Origin of the sequence: Paraburkholderia sp. J76 (genome assembly GCF_905220295.1) — a bacterium.
Classification (GTDB): Bacteria; Pseudomonadota; Gammaproteobacteria; order Burkholderiales; family Burkholderiaceae; genus Paraburkholderia.
Window position 1 is genome coordinate 1 of the sequence record NZ_CAJMZJ010000011.1, and the last position, 15381, is coordinate 15381.

The window sequence follows — 15381 nt, forward strand, 5'->3', positions numbered from 1 at the left end:
GTTCGACGCCGCTTGGCGATGCCCAGCCATTCGATTACCAGCCTGATATGCCGGACGGCGACGCGGAGGATCTGGCGGCCGGCGATGGTCGGCCAGGGAATAATCAGGCACAAAACAAGCAATTTCGGGCGGTGGTTAAGGCCCTCGGCTTGAATCAGGATCAGGCTAGGCAACTCCACGACGACATACAGGACGATGACGAAATGGACTACCACGGACTCATGGACCGTGCTCAAGACTTGTTTGGCGGGAGTGATTGAAATGATTGATGCGCGGGAACAAATTGAGCAGCGTCTTTCTGTCCTCATCGGGCTGGACCTAAGCGCGGCCGGGCGAGCAGCGGACATGCTCACCTTGCAGTTCGGCCCCCTTCGCGAAATGACAACGAAGCGCGGGACCGTCAAGCGGGTTGGTGCGTGGGCGCTGCACGTCCAATGCGACTGGAAAATCGAGCGCGCCAATGAGATCTTCGCAGATGCCTCGGACTTCACCGTTTCAGACGAGGGCACTCGCGCGACGCTAGAGCGGATACGAGGCCTCATTGCCGACGGCGGTCCGCTCACTGTTGAGCGCGTGGTCGTCGGTGATAGCGGCAACGTGTCCATCTCAATGCCGCGGCGACTGTGTCTCACCATCGTTACGGATGCCGCGCCCGACGAGGAAGATTGGCGCTTTTTTGAACCGGGCTCCGACGGAAAGCACTTCGTGATCCAGGGCGGTAAGGTAGACCCTTGGAGTTTGGCGTGAGCGAGGTTTCAAAGCGGGATCGCCTCGCTGGCGAACTTGGCTGCTTCGTGCAGAAGTACGCCCGAAAGGCCCGCCCCGGCGGCCTCGATCCCAATGACAGGAAGTACGACCACAAGATCGAGAAGGCGATGCGACGGCTGCGCCCCGATGAATTATCCGACCTGCTTTCGGGCGATAGCGAACCGGATGCCGCCGACTGAAACGCAAAAGCCGACCTGCGAGGGTCGGCGTGTCTTCATCTCGCGAGGCGCGGCGAAGCCCGGATCGTCAAACCCATTAACCGTAAACAAGAGCGCTGTGCAAGAGTTCGAACGGGGCAGCAAGTCGCGACGTCAATCGCGGATCACGATGCTCTCCGTATTGTCACTTCCCGCGCTTGTGGAGCTTGGTGCAGCGGGACAATGTGTTCGCGCAATTCGGCCTCTTCCAGGGCTTCATTGAAGTCGCGCGCCAGTTGCGCAAGCTTTTTGAAGTGGTGCGGAACGTCGGCGGCCTCATCCAGTGCCGTGCACATGTGCTTGTGGATCGCCTTTAATTCTTCTGCCAGATCCGCGCGAAATCTGTAGAAGTCGCTTACACCAAAGTCGGCGAAGATGTCGATGTACGCTGGCCCGTCTTCGGCGCGTCGGACGTGCGCACCAAGGAAACTGGACAGGCGAGTCTCAGGCTGCTCGCGACGCTTCTTCTCGATGTGCTGCCAGACGGTGTTCTGCATGATTACGCGCGGACCGTCCGCGTGCGTCGATTCGAAGGTGTACGCTGCGACAAAGGCTGGCCCGAACCAGAATACTTTCCGGCAATCAGCCTATATCCGAAACCCGCGAAACCCCATGGCTTCGCGGGTTTTTCGTGCTCAGCGCAAATTCGTCTGCGCCAGTTCCACCACCTCGTCCCCGCGACCGCTCAGCACCGCACGCAGCATGTAGAGGCTGAAGCCCTTCGCTTGCGCCCACTGCAGCTTAGGCGGCATGGCCAGCTCGTGCTTCGTCGTCACCACATCGACGAGCGCCGGTCCTGCATGCGAGAACGCCGCGCGCAACGCCTCGTCGAGTGCTTCCGAAGTCTCCACACGCACGCTGAACAAGCCCGCGCCTTTCGCGATATCCGCGAAATTAGTGGCCGCCAGATCGGTGCCCGTCTCCACGTAGCCGCCCGCCTTCATCTCCATTGCGACAAAGCCGAGCGAGCTATTATTCAGGACTACGATCTTGATCGGCAGATTGAGCTGGCGCGCCGTGAGAATATCGCCGAGCAGCATGGAAAGGCCGCCGTCGCCGGAGAGCGAAACCACCTGGCGCCCGGCGTGCGCCGCCTGCGCGCCGAGCGCCTGCGGCATGGCGTTCGCCATCGACCCATGGTTGAACGAGCCGTGCAGACGGCGCCGCCCGTTCATGGTCAGGTAGCGCGCGGCCCAGAGCGTGGGCGTACCCACGTCGACCGCGAAAATCGCGTCGTCTTCGGCGAGGGCGTCGAGCCGCGAGACCACATACTGCGGATGAAGCGGCTTGCCCGCGGCGGCCGGGCGCGCGAGTTCGTCGAGTCCCTTGCGCGCGGTCGCGTAATGCTCGCGCGCGCGGTCGATAAAGCGCCGGTCGGTCTTGCGCGTGAGCTTCGGCATGAGCGCGCGCAGCGTTTCGCGCACGTCGCCGACGAGTCCGAGCGTAAGCGGCGCGCGCTTGCCGAGCGCGGCGGCGTCGCGGTCGATCTGCACGATGTTCGCGTGCTGCGGATAGAAGTTGCGATACGGGAAGTCGGTGCCGAGCATGACGAGCGTGTCGCACGACATCATCGCGTGATAGCCCGAGCTGAAGCCGATCAACCCTGTCATGCCCACGTCGTATGGGTTATCCCATTCGACATACTGCTTGCCGCGCAGCGCGTGCACGGTCGGCGCGCCGAGCGCGTCCGCGAAGGCCACCACTTCGTCGTGCGAGTTCTTGCAGCCGCTACCGCACAGCAGCGTCACCGCCTCGGAGCGGTTGAGCAGCACGGCTAGCCGGTCGATATCCGCCGCCGAGGGCAAGGTCGCCGGACGCGCCGCCTGGGACCAGACGGGCTCTTCGTCGGATGCTTCCAGCAGCGCCACGTCGCCGGGCAGCACGATCACCGCCACGCCCTTCTGGTCGATCGCCGTGCGCAGCGCCGTGTCGAGCACGCGCGCGAACTGCGACGCGTTCGTCACCAGTTCCACGTAATGGCTGCACTCGCGGAAGAGTTCGGTCGGGTGCGTCTCCTGGAAATAGCCGAGGCCGATTTCCGTCGACGGAATATGCGCCGCAATCGCGAGCACTGGCGAACGGTTGCGATGGCAATCGTACAAGCCGTTGATGAGGTGCAGGTTGCCCGGTCCGCAACTGCCCGCGCACACCGCTAGCCGGCCGGTTGCGGCCGCTTCGGCGCCCGCGGCGAAGGCGGCGACTTCTTCGTGCCGCGTGTGCATCCAGCGGATCGTGCCGAGCTTGCGCAGGCTTGCCGACAACCCGTTCAGGCTGTCGCCCGTCACGCCCCAGATGCGCTCGACACCAACTGCCTCGAGCGTTTTTGCCAGATGATCCGCGATTGTCTTCGCCATGGTGTTCTCCACGTGAGCCGTATGGCGCAGCGCGCGCACCCAGGCCGTGCGCTGCGCGAGAAGGAAATTGGGGGGAATCAGCAGGCGTCCGGGCCGCGCAATCCGGCCCGACGCGTCAATACTCGCGCTACGTTACGCCATCCGCCCGAAACGCGTGGTCAAGCCGTGCGCGGCGCGTTGGTACGGCGCGTTGATGCGGCGAGATCGGCGCAGGCGGACGCGCGTAACGCGTTGCCGCGGATAAAATACCCGGCTCCACGCTGTTCGCCGTCCGTCATGAATCTCGAAAGCATTCTCTTCACGCAGGGTTTCGGCACACGCCGTCAATGCCGCGCGCTCATCGCCGACGCGCGGGTCGCCGTCGCGGGCGAGCCGTGCTCCGATCCGCTCACCACGTTCGACACGGCCGGCCTCGTCTTCAGCGTGGACGGCACGCCGTGGCCGTTTCACGAGCGCGCGTACATCGCGCTCAACAAGCCCGCTGGCTACGAGTGCTCGCGCGATCCGCAGCATCATCTGAGCGTGTTTCATCTGCTGCCGCCGCAGTTCGCCGAGCGCAACGTGCAATGCGTCGGCCGCCTCGACCAGGATACGACCGGCCTTTTGCTGCTTTCCGACGATGGCCCGTTCGTCCACGCTTTCACCTCGCCCAAACGCAAGGTGCCGAAGGTGTACGTGGCGACGACGCGTCATCCACTCGACGAAACGCAACTGAACGCCCTGCGCGAAGGCGTGTTGCTGCACGGCGAGCGCGAACCGAGCGCCGCCGTCGCGGCGAACGCACGTGCGGACCACGAGCTGGAGCTGACGGTGCTCGAAGGCAAATATCACCAGGTCAAGCGCATGGTGGCGGCGGCGGGCAACCGCGTCGAGGCGCTCCACCGCGAGCGCATCGGCGGCTTTTCCCTTCCCCCCGCACTGGCGCCGGGCGCCTGGGAATGGCTCGACGCTTCCGCGCTCGAAGCATTGCGCAACAAGGGGTAAACCACCACGGCGCGCCCCCTGAAGGCCGCGCGCAGCCGCCGCTCCGTGGGTCGACGCCCCCACGCTTGCAAACAGGCGGCGTTTTCGCCGCGCCGCAGCATGCCCTTGCCGGGCTTCCGCCCTATACTCGTTTCAAGAACGATTACAAGTTGCAAGGAGGGGCATCATGATCATCAACGGATCATTCGAAATCTCATTCGTGTTGATGGCATTTATGGCGCTTGGGGCGGTGCTGATTGGGGGCCTGCTCGCGTCGATGCATATGCGACATCGGTATCATCCGAACCTCATCGGGGCGCTCATCGGGGCGCTGCTGTGCTTCCTCCTGCTCGAAGCGCTGCCGGCCATCACGTGAACGGCACGCTTTGCGCCGCGCCGCCCGCCCGGCGTCACGGGCGCGGCGGCAGCGTGCGCAAGAACGCATCCACATCGGGATAACGCAAACGCACGCCCAGTTCGCCCTTGAGCCGCGTATTGGCGAGCCGGCGCGACTCGCGCATGAACGACAGCAAGACGGGCTCGAGTTCGCGCTCGGCCTCGGCGCGGCTCACGCGCGGCGCGCGCGCGAGGCCGAAGGCGTCGGCCACGCGGTCGAAATACTCGCCCATCTTCAGTTCGCTGTCGTCCGTTGCGTGAATCGTGCGGCCGGGGCGGCCATGCGTCGCGAGGCGCAGGAGTATGGCCGCGAGGTCATCCGCGTGGATGTGGCTCGTGTAGACGTCGTCGCCTGCGACAAGCGCCGGCGTGCGCTTTTCCAGCCGCGCCAGGGGGAGTCGATCGGCGGCGTAAATGCCCGGAATGCGCGCGATCGTGGCGGCCAGTGCGCCGCGCGCCGTGGCGCGCCGCAGTTGCCGTTCAGCCGATACCCGTCGTATGGCCCGGGCGTTGGCGGGCTGAACCGTGCGGGTTTCGTCGATGCGCGCGCCGCCACAATCGCCGTACACCCCTGTCGTGCTGGCGTAGACGAGCGTTGGGCGGCTCGGGCCGTTCAGGCGCTTGTGCCGGACGCGGGAAAACCGCCGGATGCGCTCGGGTACAATGATGGATGCTCCAAAGCCTGCGGCGGAGCCGAAAGCGCTGCGGCGCAGGCGGCCCACGAGCGAACGCAATGGGGGCCGCAATGCGCGTGGCGCTACGCCCGCGAGCGCTGGCCGCGACACTGCCCGGCGGCGCGCGGCGAGCGCTGCGATCAGGCGGCGCGTGCGCAGGTCGTCGTCGCCGGATTTTTGCGGTGGCGCGAGGTGCAGCACCGTGCCCGCCAGGCCCGCGATCCGCGCGAGGCTCGTGCGGGAATCGAGGTCGCCGCGCACCGGCACGGCGCCCGCGGCCCGCGCCGTGTGGGCGCGCTCGTCGCGGCGCGTGAGCGCAAAAACGCGCGCGCGGTCTGGCCGCTCGCGCAACTGGGCGACGCAGCGCAGGCCGACGTCGCCGCAACCGACAATGAGGATGCGCGCACGGCGCAAGGTTCGTGTGGCAATCATGGTGGAACCATTTTAGCGGCCCCGGCCTTTCGGCGAGGCCGGCAAGGAAACGCGGCAACCTGACCAGGCAACCCGCGACCGATTCAACCCCCGGATACAGACTTACGCTTCCCTGAATATGGCTTTCAACGTAACGCTCAAGCAAAGCGGCCGGCAATTCCAGGTCGAACCCGACGAACCCATTCTCAACGCGGCCCTGCGCCAGGGCATCGGCCTGCCGTACGGTTGCAAGAACGGCGCCTGCGGCTCGTGCAAAGGCACGGTCTGCCACGGCGAAGTCGAGCAGCGCGCTCACGCGGCGTCGGCACTGTCCAACGACGAAAGAACGCGCGGCATGGCCCTCTTCTGCTGTGCGACGGCGCAAACCGACCTCGAAATCGATATCCGCGAAGTGGCGGGCGTGGGCGACATGCAGGTGCGCAAGCTGCCCACCCGTATCGCCGCTATCGAACGCCGCGCCGACGACGTCGTCGTCCTCAGGCTGCAACTGCCCGCCAACGAGCGCCTGCAGTATCTCGCCGGGCAGTACCTCGAATTCATCCTCAAGGACGGTACGCGCCGCAGCTACTCCATGGCGAACGCGCCGCACGAGGAAGGCCCGATCGAGCTGCACGTCCGCCACATGCCGGGCGGCAAGTTCACCGATCACGTCTTCTCGCAGATGAAGGAGCGCGACATCCTGCGCTTTGAAGCGCCGCTCGGCACCTTCTTCCTGCGCGAGGAGTCGGACAAGCCCATCGTGCTGCTCGCCTCGGGCACCGGCTTCGCGCCGCTCAAGGCGATCGTCGAGCACGCGGTCCACAAGAACCTGAACCGCCCGATGACGCTCTACTGGGGCGCGCGCCAGAAGAAGGACCTGTACCTGATGGATCTCGCCGAACAATGGGCGAAGGACATCCCGAACTTCCGCTTCGTGCCGGTGCTCTCGGAGCCCGCAGCGGACGACAACTGGACCGGCCGCACGGGCTTCGTGCACCGCGCCGTGATCGAGGATCTGCCCGACCTTTCGGGCTACCAGGTCTATGCGTGCGGCGCGCCGGTGATGGTCGAGTCGGCGCAGCGCGACTTCACGCAGCACCACGGCCTGCCCGAAGACGAGTTCTACGCGGACTCGTTCACGAGCGCCGCGGACCTCGCGAACGCCGTCTGAAGCGCTTTCCGGCGGGTCGTTGCGTACGCAATGCAATGACTCGCATCGCCCAATCCAGGCGGCCGTCACGAAAAATTCTTCGGCCGCCTGAAAAAAATCGGCACATTGACGGTTTACATCGCCGTTCGGCTTGTCGTATTCTTGCGCCCATGAACTGCATCCTGTCCGCTCTCCGACGTCGCCGCTCGCCCCATCTTTAGGGCCTGGCTACTCGCGGACGCGCGTTGCACTTCTCAACGCACAGCAAGTTCGAATCACGAAAGCCACGGCCAGTCCGTGGCTTTTTGTTTTTCCGCCGTATCGTTTGTAACCCAGTCTGCAACCCAGTTTGCAACCCCGTTTTTCAACCCTTTAGCAGCCCCAACGCGGAGCCCGTTGCCATGAATTATTCCGAGTACCCGATCGAGTCGCTGATGTACATCACCAACCGGCCCGAAATCGTCTTCACGCATGGCAAGGGGTCGTGGCTCTACGACAACGAAGGCAAGCGCTACCTGGACTTCATCCAGGGCTGGGCCGTCAACAGTCTCGGGCACTGCAACGAGGGCATGATCGAGGCGCTGGAAAAGCAGTCGCGCCTGCTCATCAATCCGTCGCCGGCCTTCTACAACGAGCCGATGGCGAAGCTCGCGGGCCTGCTCACCGAGCATAGCTGCTTCGACAAGGTGTTCTTCGCCAACAGCGGCGCCGAAGCCAACGAAGGCGCGATCAAGCTCGCGCGCAAGTGGGGCAAAAAACATCGCGACGGCGCCTACGAGATCATCACGTTCGACCACAGCTTCCACGGCCGCACGATCGCGACGATGTCGGCGAGTGGCAAGCCGGGCTGGGACACGATCTACGCGCCGCAAGTGCCTGGCTTCCCGAAGGCCGACCTCAACGACATCGCTTCGGTCGAAAAGCTCATCAACGCGAAGACGGTCGCCGTGATGCTCGAGCCGATCCAGGGCGAAGGCGGCGTGATCCCCGCCACGCGCGAGTTCATGCAGCAACTGCGCGCGCTCACGCAGAAGCACGGCATCCTGCTGATCGTCGACGAAGTGCAGAGCGGCTGCGGCCGCGCGGGCACCCTTTTCGCGTACGAACTTTCGGGCATCGAGCCGGACATCATGACGCTCGGCAAGGGCATCGGCGGCGGCGTGCCGCTCGCGGCGCTGCTCGCGAAGAAGGAAATCGCCGTGTTCGAAGCGGGCGACCAGGGCGGCACGTACAACGGCAATCCGCTGATGACGGCTGTGGGCTATTCGGTGATCTCGCAACTGGTTGCGCCCGGCTTCCTCGAAGGCGTGCGCGCTCGCGGTGAATATCTGCGCGAAAAGCTGCTCGAACTTTCGGCTGAACGCGGTTTCCAGGGCGAACGCGGCGAAGGCTTGCTGCGCGCGCTGCTGCTCGGCAAGGACATCGGGCCGGAGATCGTCGAGAAGGCGCGCCTCATGCAGCCGGACGGTCTGCTGCTCAATGCCGCTCGCCCGAACCTGCTGCGCTTCATGCCGGCGCTGAACGTGACGACGCAGGAAATCGACCAGATGATGGCGATGCTGCGCACGATTCTCGACTCGCTGTAATCAGGCGGAGCGCGAGCGATGTCCATCACGATCCGCGTGTTCAAGGAAACCGATACCGAAGCGGTGATCGCGCTCTGGCTGCGGGCGTTTCCCGAGTACAACGACGCGAGCCGGCCGCACCGCAATCCGCGTCTGTCGATCGCGAACAAGCTCGGTACGCAGCCGGAGCTGTTCTTCGTCGCGATTCGCAACGACGGCGAGGTCGACAGCGCGCTAGTCGGCACGGCGATGGCCGGTTACGACGGGCATCGCGGCTGGCTCTATTCGGTCGCCGTCGCGCCAGATGCGCGGCGCCATGGTCTCGGCACGCGGCTCGTGCTTCACGCCGAAAACGCGCTCGCCGCGATGGGCTGCCTGAAGCTCAACCTTCAGGTGCTCACCGACAAGGCCGAGGTGCTCGCGTTCTACGAGCGGCTCGGCTATCGCGCCGATGCCGTGGTGAGTCTCGGCAAGCGGCTCGCCACACAGGAGTCCGAAGCAATCGTTTGAGCCTTGTTGGCCGATGCCATAAGAAAAGCCGCATGGGGTTCGAAACCCATGCGGCTTTTGTTTTTTATGCGGCCGCCAGGGCCGCATTGCGATGCTTACTCACCCAGGTACGCCGCGCGCACCTTCGGATCGTCGAGCATCTGCTTCGCTTCGCCTTCCATCGTCACGAGGCCCGAATCCATCACGTAACCGCGATTCGCAGCCTGCAGCGCGAGCCGTGCGTTCTGCTCCACCAGCAGCACCGTGATGCCTTCCGACGAGATCGTGCGCACCACTTCGAAGATCTTCTCGACCATGATCGGCGAGAGACCCATCGACGGTTCGTCGAGCAACAAAAGCTTCGGCTTGCTGATGATCGCGCGCGCCATGGCCAGCATCTGCTGCTCCCCGCCCGAGAGCGTGCCCGCGAGCTGCGTGGCGCGTTCCTTCAGACGCGGGAAGAAGCCGAACATGCGTTCGACGTCCTTCTGGATGCCGTCGTTGTCGCTGCGCAGGTACGCGCCCATCTGCATGTTTTCGAGGATCGACATGCGCGCGAAGATGCCGCGGCCTTCCGGCACCATCGCGAGGCCGCGCTTGAGCAGTTCATACGCCGGCACGCCCTTGATCGACTGGCCCATGTACTCGATGTCGCCCGCCGAGTACGGCTTCAGGCCCGTGATGGCCTTCATCGTCGTGGTCTTGCCCGCGCCGTTCGCGCCGATCAGCGTGACGAGTTCGCCAGAGCGTACTTCCATGTCCACGCCCTTGACCGCCTGAATGCCACCGTAGTTGACCTGCAGACCCTTGATTTTCAGAACTGGTGTAGCCATCAATGAACCCCCGCGCCCAGATATGCCTCGATCACCTTCGGGTCCTTCTGCACGTCTTGCGGCAGCCCTTCGGAGATCACCTTGCCATAGTCGAGCACTGTCATCCGGTTGCACAGGCCCATCACCAGTTTCACGTCGTGCTCGATCAGCAGGATGGTCTTGCCATCGGCGCGGATCTTGTCGAGCAGGCGCGTGAGTTCGACCTTCTCGGTCGCGTTCATGCCGGCTGCCGGCTCGTCGAGCGCGAGCAGCTTCGGATCGGTCGCGAGCGCACGCGCAATTTCCAGACGGCGCTGGTGGCCGTACGAGAGATTGCGCGAGGTGTAGTCCGCGTATTGCGCGATGCCCACGTATTCGAGCAGTTCGATCGCGCGTTCCTTGATCTCGCGCTCTTCCTTGCGCTCGGACGGTGTTTGCAGCACCGCGCCGATCAGGCCGTGCTTCGTGCGCACGTGGCGGCCGACCATCACGTTTTCGAGCGCCGTCATGCCGCCGAACAGACGAATGTTCTGGAACGTGCGCGCAATGCCTGCCTGCGCCACCTGATAAACGGCGGTCGGCGTATAGGCCGTGCCGTCCAGCTTGAATTCGCCGGAATCAGGCGTGTAGAGACCGGTGATCACGTTGAAGAACGTGGTCTTGCCCGCCCCGTTCGGGCCGATCAGGCCGTAGATCGTGCCTTCCTCGATCTGGAGGCCCACATCGGAGAGCGCCTGGAGGCCGCCGAAGCGTTTGTTCACGCCCTTTACGGACAGACGAATGGATTTGTTGCTCATATTCTGGTCTCCCCGTTATGCGCGAACCGGCTTCTTGCTGGCGCGCCTCGCGATCTTCGCGATCTTGTCCTCGTGCTTCGCCGCGGGCCACAGGCCTTCCGAGCGATACAGCATGATGACGACCATGGCGAGGCCGTAAAGCAACTGGCGAATGACTTCCGTGTCGACGACTTCGTGGCCGAACAGCATGTGCTGGAGCGGGCCCATCGTCGAGCGCAGGAACTCGGGGAAAATGGCGAGCAGCACGGCGCCGAGAATCACGCCGGGGATGTGGCCCATGCCGCCCAGCACCACGCAGGCGAGCACGACGACCGATTCCCAGAACGTGAACGATTCCGGCGACACGAAGCCCTGGAACGCACCGAACATCGCGCCAGAAAGACCGCCGAACGACGCGCCCATCGCGAACGCGAGCAGCTTGACGTTACGGGTGTTGATGCCCATGGCCTTGGCGGCGATTTCGTCTTCGCGGATCGCGGCCCACGCGCGGCCGATGCGCGAGTGCTGCAAACGCGTACACACCCAGATCACGAGCAGCGCGCAGATCACGAACACGTAGTAGTACATGTAGACCGACGTGAACGTGAAGCCGAGGATCTCGTGCGGCTGCGCGAGATTGAAGCCGAACACCTGCAGCGGCGCCACGCCCGTAATCCCCTGCGGCCCGTTGGTGATGTTCACCGGACGGTCGAGGTTGTTCATGAAGATACGAACGATTTCCCCGAAGCCCAGGGTCACGATGGCGAGGTAGTCGCCTCGCAGACGCAGCGTCGGCGCGCCGAGCAATACGCCGAAGATGGCGGCGAGCGCCATGGCGCACGGCACCACGATCCAGTACGGCGTATGCATGCCGCCCGGGAACATGCTGGCGATCCACGCGAACTGCGTGGTGAGGTGCGGCGAAGTGAGCAGCGCGGCGACGTAGGCGCCCACCGCGTAGAACGCGATGTAGCCCAGGTCCAGCAGGCCGGCGAAGCCCACCACCACGTTCAGGCCCAGCGCGAGCATCACGTAAAGCATCGCGAAGTCGAGCACGCGCACCCAGTAGTTGCCGCCCGCGGCGCCGACCACGAAGGGCAGCGCGGCAACGACGACAGCGGTCACGATGCCCACGGCGAGCGTCTTCGTCGTGTTCTTTTCGGGGATGAGCGTCGTCGACGGCTCGATCGGTTGAATTGAAGTCATGTTGTGCTACTCCCTCTTATGCGCGGTCCGCGACACGTTCGCCCAGCAGCCCCGACGGACGGAACACGAGCACGACGATCAGCACGATGAATGCGAAGACGTCCTGATAGTTACTGCCGAACACCCCGCCGGTCAGGTTGCCGATGTAGCCTGCGCCGAGCTGCTCGATCAGACCGAGCACCACGCCGCCGACCATCGCGCCGCCGAGGTTGCCGATACCACCCAGCACTGCCGCCGTGAAGGCCTTCATGCCGGGGATGAAACCCATGTAGAAGTGCGCGTTGCCGTATTCCGAGGCGATCATCACGCCGGCCAGCGCCGCGAGCGCCGAGCCGATCATGAACGTGGCCGAAATCACGAAGTTCGGGTTCACGCCCATCAGCGAAGCGTTGTTCGGGTTCTCGGCGATGGCGCGCATCGCGCGGCCGAGCTTGGTCTTGTGCACGAGGATCAACAGGCCCGCCATCACGAGGAACGCGACCACGATGATGACGATTTCCGTCATCGAGATCACGGCGCCCACGCCGGTTTCAGTCGGCTTGATGACGTTGATCGGGTCGGTCGAGATGAGCTGGGGGAACGCGAGCGGATTGCGGCCCCAGATGATCATTGCGAGCGTCTGCAGCAGGATCGACACACCGATGGCGGTGATCAGCGGCGCGAGACGCGGCGCGCGGCGCAGCGGCCGGTAAGCGACCTTTTCGATCGTGTACCCGACGACCGCACACACTACGGCGGCGACCACCAGCGCGATACACAGCGTGGGGATGTTCCCGAGGCCCGGGAAGTGATTGTGGAGCACGTTGATCGCGGAGAGCGCGACCATGGCGCCCACCATGAGCACGTCGCCGTGCGCGAAGTTGATGATGCCCAGAATCCCGTACACCATGGTGTAGCCCAGTGCGATGATGGCGTAGATGCTGCCAAGCACCAGCCCGTTCAGGATCTGCTGGATGAAAATATCCATGTAATGCTCCTTAGCCCGTGCAACCGGATTCGCGCTCGTCATCGGCCGGTGGGCGATGTTTTACGGAACCGCAACGACACTTTCGGGTATTGAGTAAAAACCGGTAACGGTTGGCCGCCCGGGTTCGCGTTGCCGCTGTGTTGCAGCGGCAGGCTCGCCAGAAGCGGATGCAAAAACGGCACCGTCGGATGGTTCGGTGCCGTCGGGTTCAATCAACTACGCGCCATGTTCGCGTTGGCGTATTCGCGGCGAGCCTTTCGGCCCGCAAACGCGAATGCGTCAAACGCCATGACTCCTTTTCCCCGACCGCTCGCGCACTTCGAAATCTCGCCTGCGAGATTCGTCGCACTTGAGCGGCAAACCGGCATGACTACGCCGGTGCATGCAAAAGCAACCTGCATGCCAGGAATGATCGATGTTGCGCTCATACCCGTCTCGACATTGCAGCGGCGCCACGCGTGACGCAGCGCAACCGCATTAATCGCAGACGCGGCAAAAGCAGACTTGAATCGCATTAATCAGGTCTCCTGCGCCTTCCGAAATGCTTGCCTGATGGCCTTCCCAACGATGTCCGGCCTTCAGAACGCGCGCATTGTAACGCCAATTATGCGACGGGCAATATTGTTGAACCGGCAGGGTTTTCCTGCATTGCAACCATATTTCTAGATAAGCCCACAGATAGGGTTGCACCATGGGTTGCGCCTTATTTTGGTGCACCAGTTGCACCAGAAATCGACCGCTTCACATCATGTGTTGCGGATAAGGACCGCAATGCCTTATCGGATGGGCATGAACTCCCGTGTAACGGATTTAAGGGAGAGCATAAAACTCTCGCCCCCGCGGGATGCATGTGTGTCGAAATTGTGCCAAGTGAAGCAATAAATCGGGGTCACACCATGAAATTCGACACCCCACTCTAGCGAAAACACTGATAAGAACGCCCGCCCGACGTGAGGTTAACCTGCTCTTTCTTGTGATGCAGCCCTTTTTATTGCGGTGGGACACGGGGCGCAGCCATAAAAAAACGCGCCGCATGGGCGCGTTGTTCTGGGAGCGCGAAGCTTCAGAGTACCTGGCCGAGTCCGCGCGGCAAGGGGAACGCAATATTCTCCTCGATGCCTTCGAGCGCGCGCACATTGCGCGCACCAAGTTCGTGCAGACGCTGGATGATTTTCTGTGCAAGCGCCTCGGGCGCGGACGCTCCGGCCGTCAGACCGATCCGGCGCTTGCCGGCAAGCCACTGCGGGTCGATCTGCTCGGGGGCGTCCACCATATAGGCGGGAATGCCGCGCTTTTCCGCGACTTCGCGCAGACGGTTCGAGTTGGAACTGTTCGGGCTGCCCACCACGATCACGACGTCGCACTGCGGCGCCATGAACTTGACGGCGTCCTGGCGATTCTGCGTGGCGTAGCAAATGTCCTGCTTCTTCGGCTCGCGAATGGCCGGAAAGCGCGCCTTGAGCGCCGCGATGATTTCCGCGGCGTCGTCCACGGAGAGCGTGGTTTGCGTGACGAACGCCACGCGCTGCGGATCGCGCAGCTTGAGCGCCTCGACATCGGCAATGTCTTCGACGAGGTACATGCCTTCGGCCACCTGCCCCATCGTGCCTTCCACTTCCGGATGGCCCTTGTGCCCGATCATGACGATGTCGAGCCCTTCGTCGCGCATTTTCGCGACTTCCACGTGCACCTTCGTGACGAGCGGGCAAGTCGCGTCATAGACGCGCAGGCCGCGCGATTCGGCGTCGGCGCGCACCGACTTGGAGACGCCGTGCGCGCTGAAGATCACGGTGTTGCCGGACGGGACCTCATCGAGCTGCTCGATGAAGATCGCCCCTTTCTTGCGCAGGTCTTCGACGACATATGCGTTATGGACGATCTCGTGACGCACGTAGATCGGCGCCCCATGCAACTGGATGGCGCGTTCGACGATCTCGATGGCCCGATCGACGCCGGCGCAGAAGCCGCGCGGCTGGGCGAGCAGGATTTCCGCGTCAGTCAGGGGTGCGACGAGGGACGTGTCCGTGTTGGTCATGGGCTTTAAAGGATTCCGATGATTTGCACTTCGAACGCAACCGCCTGGCCAGCGAGCGGGTGGTTGAAATCGAACAGGGCGGAGGTCTCGTTGACCTCCTTGAGCACGCCCGCATAGCGGCCGCCGCCGGGCGCATTGAACTCGATCAGGTCGCCCGGATTGAATTCCTCGCCGATCATGCCGTTCTCGCGCAGGGTCTTGAGCGAGACGCGCTGGATCAGGTCGGGGTTGCGCTGGCCGAAAGCGACGCCCGGTTCTAGCTGAAAGGTCGAGTGGTGGCCCACCTTCAGGCCCTGCAGAATATCTTCCAGCGGCGGCGCGAGCTGGCCGGCGCCCATCAGCAGGGTGGCGGGACGATCGACAAAGGTATTGACGATCTCGGTGCCATCGGCGAGCGAAAGCCGGTAGTGCAGTGTCACGTGAGAACCGGGTTTCACTTCGGAGATGTCGATGATGCTCATGCGTAACTCTTTTCGTCGGAACGCGCGCTTCGCGCGTGCGCGCCGCAAGGCGCCGGTCCGGCCTGTTTTCGACGGCCGTAAAGGATCTATTGTAAGCCACTTGGCCGGGGCGGTCGCGGCACGATTTCGTACCGCCGCCGCTCGCGCGCGCCCGCTC

The 15381-nt window shown here is 63.8% G+C and carries 17 protein-coding genes and 1 pseudogene; 8 read left to right on the top strand and 10 right to left on the bottom strand.

Going from position 1 to position 15381, the window contains the following annotated elements; translation table 11 throughout:
• From U5768_RS20685 to U5768_RS20695, 3 genes and pseudogenes are all read left to right on the top strand, one after another.
• Positions 1–260: pseudogene (locus tag U5768_RS20685) on the top strand (hypothetical protein); the annotation flags it as partial.
• A gap of 1 nt (position 261) precedes the next feature.
• Positions 262–747 (top strand): hypothetical protein, encoded by a 486-nt coding sequence (locus tag U5768_RS20690; RefSeq protein ID WP_322032270.1) that lies wholly within the window; start codon positions 262–264, stop codon positions 745–747.
• Positions 744–947 (top strand): hypothetical protein, encoded by a 204-nt coding sequence (locus U5768_RS20695; RefSeq protein WP_322032271.1) that lies wholly within the window; start codon positions 744–746, stop codon positions 945–947. The genes U5768_RS20690 and U5768_RS20695 overlap by 4 nt, the downstream gene beginning before the upstream one ends.
• Before the next feature lie 143 nt (positions 948–1090).
• Here U5768_RS20695 and U5768_RS20700 read toward each other — a convergent pair whose 3' ends face one another.
• A complete protein-coding gene (locus U5768_RS20700) occupies positions 1091–1462 on the bottom strand; it encodes a hypothetical protein (protein WP_322032272.1) in 372 nt (123 codons plus the stop codon).
• 138 nt (positions 1463–1600) lie between these two features.
• A complete protein-coding gene (poxB, locus tag U5768_RS20705; protein WP_322032273.1) occupies positions 1601–3319 on the bottom strand; it encodes a ubiquinone-dependent pyruvate dehydrogenase in 1719 nt (572 codons plus the stop codon).
• Positions 3320–3595: 276 nt separating this feature from the next.
• On the opposite strand from poxB, the gene U5768_RS20710 reads away from it, so the two are divergent.
• Positions 3596–4303: a 16S rRNA pseudouridine(516) synthase gene (locus U5768_RS20710; RefSeq protein WP_322032274.1), complete on the top strand. Its 708-nt coding sequence runs from the start codon at positions 3596–3598 to the stop codon at positions 4301–4303.
• A gap of 166 nt (positions 4304–4469) precedes the next feature.
• Entirely contained in the window at positions 4470–4658 is a 189-nt protein-coding gene (locus U5768_RS20715) for a hypothetical protein (RefSeq protein ID WP_322032275.1), read from the top strand.
• 34 nt (positions 4659–4692) lie between these two features.
• Here U5768_RS20715 and U5768_RS20720 read toward each other — a convergent pair whose 3' ends face one another.
• On the bottom strand, positions 4693–5784 hold the full coding sequence (locus U5768_RS20720; protein ID WP_322032276.1) for an NAD-dependent epimerase/dehydratase family protein: 1092 nt from the start codon (positions 5782–5784) through the stop codon (positions 4693–4695).
• Positions 5785–5902: 118 nt separating this feature from the next.
• Between U5768_RS20720 and U5768_RS20725 the strand changes: the two genes are divergently transcribed.
• The 3 genes from U5768_RS20725 (at position 5903) to U5768_RS20735 (ending at position 8988) form a co-directional block, all read left to right on the top strand.
• Positions 5903–6934, top strand: a complete 1032-nt coding sequence (locus tag U5768_RS20725; RefSeq protein ID WP_322032277.1) for a CDP-6-deoxy-delta-3,4-glucoseen reductase — start codon at positions 5903–5905, stop codon at positions 6932–6934.
• 380 nt (positions 6935–7314) lie between these two features.
• Positions 7315–8499, top strand: coding sequence for an acetylornithine transaminase (locus U5768_RS20730; RefSeq protein WP_322032278.1), 1185 nt, complete (start codon positions 7315–7317; stop codon positions 8497–8499).
• 18 nt (positions 8500–8517) lie between these two features.
• Positions 8518–8988 (top strand): GNAT family acetyltransferase, encoded by a 471-nt coding sequence (locus U5768_RS20735; protein WP_322032279.1) that lies wholly within the window; start codon positions 8518–8520, stop codon positions 8986–8988.
• A 95-nt stretch (positions 8989–9083) separates the two neighbouring features.
• Here U5768_RS20735 and U5768_RS20740 read toward each other — a convergent pair whose 3' ends face one another.
• The 7 genes from U5768_RS20740 to U5768_RS20770 all read right to left on the bottom strand — a co-directional run bounded on the left by U5768_RS20740 (position 9084) and on the right by U5768_RS20770 (position 15224).
• Positions 9084–9800: an ABC transporter ATP-binding protein gene (locus U5768_RS20740; protein ID WP_322032280.1), complete on the bottom strand. Its 717-nt coding sequence runs from the start codon at positions 9798–9800 to the stop codon at positions 9084–9086.
• The gene (locus tag U5768_RS20745; RefSeq protein WP_158758448.1) at positions 9800–10576 is read right to left on the bottom strand and encodes an ABC transporter ATP-binding protein; all 777 of its coding nucleotides are present in this window, start codon (positions 10574–10576) and stop codon (positions 9800–9802) included. Before U5768_RS20745 ends, U5768_RS20740 begins: the two co-directional genes overlap by 1 nt.
• Before the next feature lie 15 nt (positions 10577–10591).
• On the bottom strand, positions 10592–11761 hold the full coding sequence (locus U5768_RS20750; RefSeq protein ID WP_322032281.1) for an ABC transporter permease subunit: 1170 nt from the start codon (positions 11759–11761) through the stop codon (positions 10592–10594).
• 16 nt (positions 11762–11777) lie between these two features.
• The gene (locus U5768_RS20755; protein WP_322032282.1) at positions 11778–12728 is read right to left on the bottom strand and encodes a branched-chain amino acid ABC transporter permease; all 951 of its coding nucleotides are present in this window, start codon (positions 12726–12728) and stop codon (positions 11778–11780) included.
• Between the two features lie 477 nt (positions 12729–13205).
• Entirely contained in the window at positions 13206–13421 is a 216-nt protein-coding gene (locus U5768_RS20760; RefSeq protein ID WP_322032283.1) for a hypothetical protein, read from the bottom strand.
• Positions 13422–13791: 370 nt separating this feature from the next.
• Positions 13792–14763: a 4-hydroxy-3-methylbut-2-enyl diphosphate reductase gene (ispH, locus tag U5768_RS20765; protein WP_322032284.1), complete on the bottom strand. Its 972-nt coding sequence runs from the start codon at positions 14761–14763 to the stop codon at positions 13792–13794.
• 5 nt (positions 14764–14768) lie between these two features.
• Complete coding sequence (locus U5768_RS20770; protein WP_322032285.1) at positions 14769–15224, bottom strand: peptidylprolyl isomerase; 456 nt, start codon at positions 15222–15224, stop codon at positions 14769–14771.
• Positions 15225–15381 lie beyond the last annotated feature (157 nt).

What these genes read in the sequence shown, in the direction of transcription:
- U5768_RS20690 (WP_322032270.1), top strand. Translation starts at nt 262, where the DNA reads ATGATTGATGCGCGGGAACAAATTGAGCAGCGTCTTTCTGTCCTCATC.
- U5768_RS20700 (WP_322032272.1), bottom strand. Translation starts at nt 1,462, where the DNA reads ATGCAGAACACCGTCTGGCAGCACATCGAGAAGAAGCGTCGCGAGCAG.
- poxB (WP_322032273.1), bottom strand. Translation starts at nt 3,319, where the DNA reads ATGGCGAAGACAATCGCGGATCATCTGGCAAAAACGCTCGAGGCAGTT.
- U5768_RS20710 (WP_322032274.1), top strand. Translation starts at nt 3,596, where the DNA reads ATGAATCTCGAAAGCATTCTCTTCACGCAGGGTTTCGGCACACGCCGT.
- U5768_RS20715 (WP_322032275.1), top strand. Translation starts at nt 4,470, where the DNA reads ATGATCATCAACGGATCATTCGAAATCTCATTCGTGTTGATGGCATTT.
- U5768_RS20720 (WP_322032276.1), bottom strand. Translation starts at nt 5,784, where the DNA reads ATGATTGCCACACGAACCTTGCGCCGTGCGCGCATCCTCATTGTCGGT.
- U5768_RS20725 (WP_322032277.1), top strand. Translation starts at nt 5,903, where the DNA reads ATGGCTTTCAACGTAACGCTCAAGCAAAGCGGCCGGCAATTCCAGGTC.
- U5768_RS20730 (WP_322032278.1), top strand. Translation starts at nt 7,315, where the DNA reads ATGAATTATTCCGAGTACCCGATCGAGTCGCTGATGTACATCACCAAC.
- U5768_RS20735 (WP_322032279.1), top strand. Translation starts at nt 8,518, where the DNA reads ATGTCCATCACGATCCGCGTGTTCAAGGAAACCGATACCGAAGCGGTG.
- U5768_RS20740 (WP_322032280.1), bottom strand. Translation starts at nt 9,800, where the DNA reads ATGGCTACACCAGTTCTGAAAATCAAGGGTCTGCAGGTCAACTACGGT.
- U5768_RS20745 (WP_158758448.1), bottom strand. Translation starts at nt 10,576, where the DNA reads ATGAGCAACAAATCCATTCGTCTGTCCGTAAAGGGCGTGAACAAACGC.
- U5768_RS20750 (WP_322032281.1), bottom strand. Translation starts at nt 11,761, where the DNA reads ATGACTTCAATTCAACCGATCGAGCCGTCGACGACGCTCATCCCCGAA.
- U5768_RS20755 (WP_322032282.1), bottom strand. Translation starts at nt 12,728, where the DNA reads ATGGATATTTTCATCCAGCAGATCCTGAACGGGCTGGTGCTTGGCAGC.
- U5768_RS20760 (WP_322032283.1), bottom strand. Translation starts at nt 13,421, where the DNA reads ATGGTGCAACCCTATCTGTGGGCTTATCTAGAAATATGGTTGCAATGC.
- ispH (WP_322032284.1), bottom strand. Translation starts at nt 14,763, where the DNA reads ATGACCAACACGGACACGTCCCTCGTCGCACCCCTGACTGACGCGGAA.
- U5768_RS20770 (WP_322032285.1), bottom strand. Translation starts at nt 15,224, where the DNA reads ATGAGCATCATCGACATCTCCGAAGTGAAACCCGGTTCTCACGTGACA.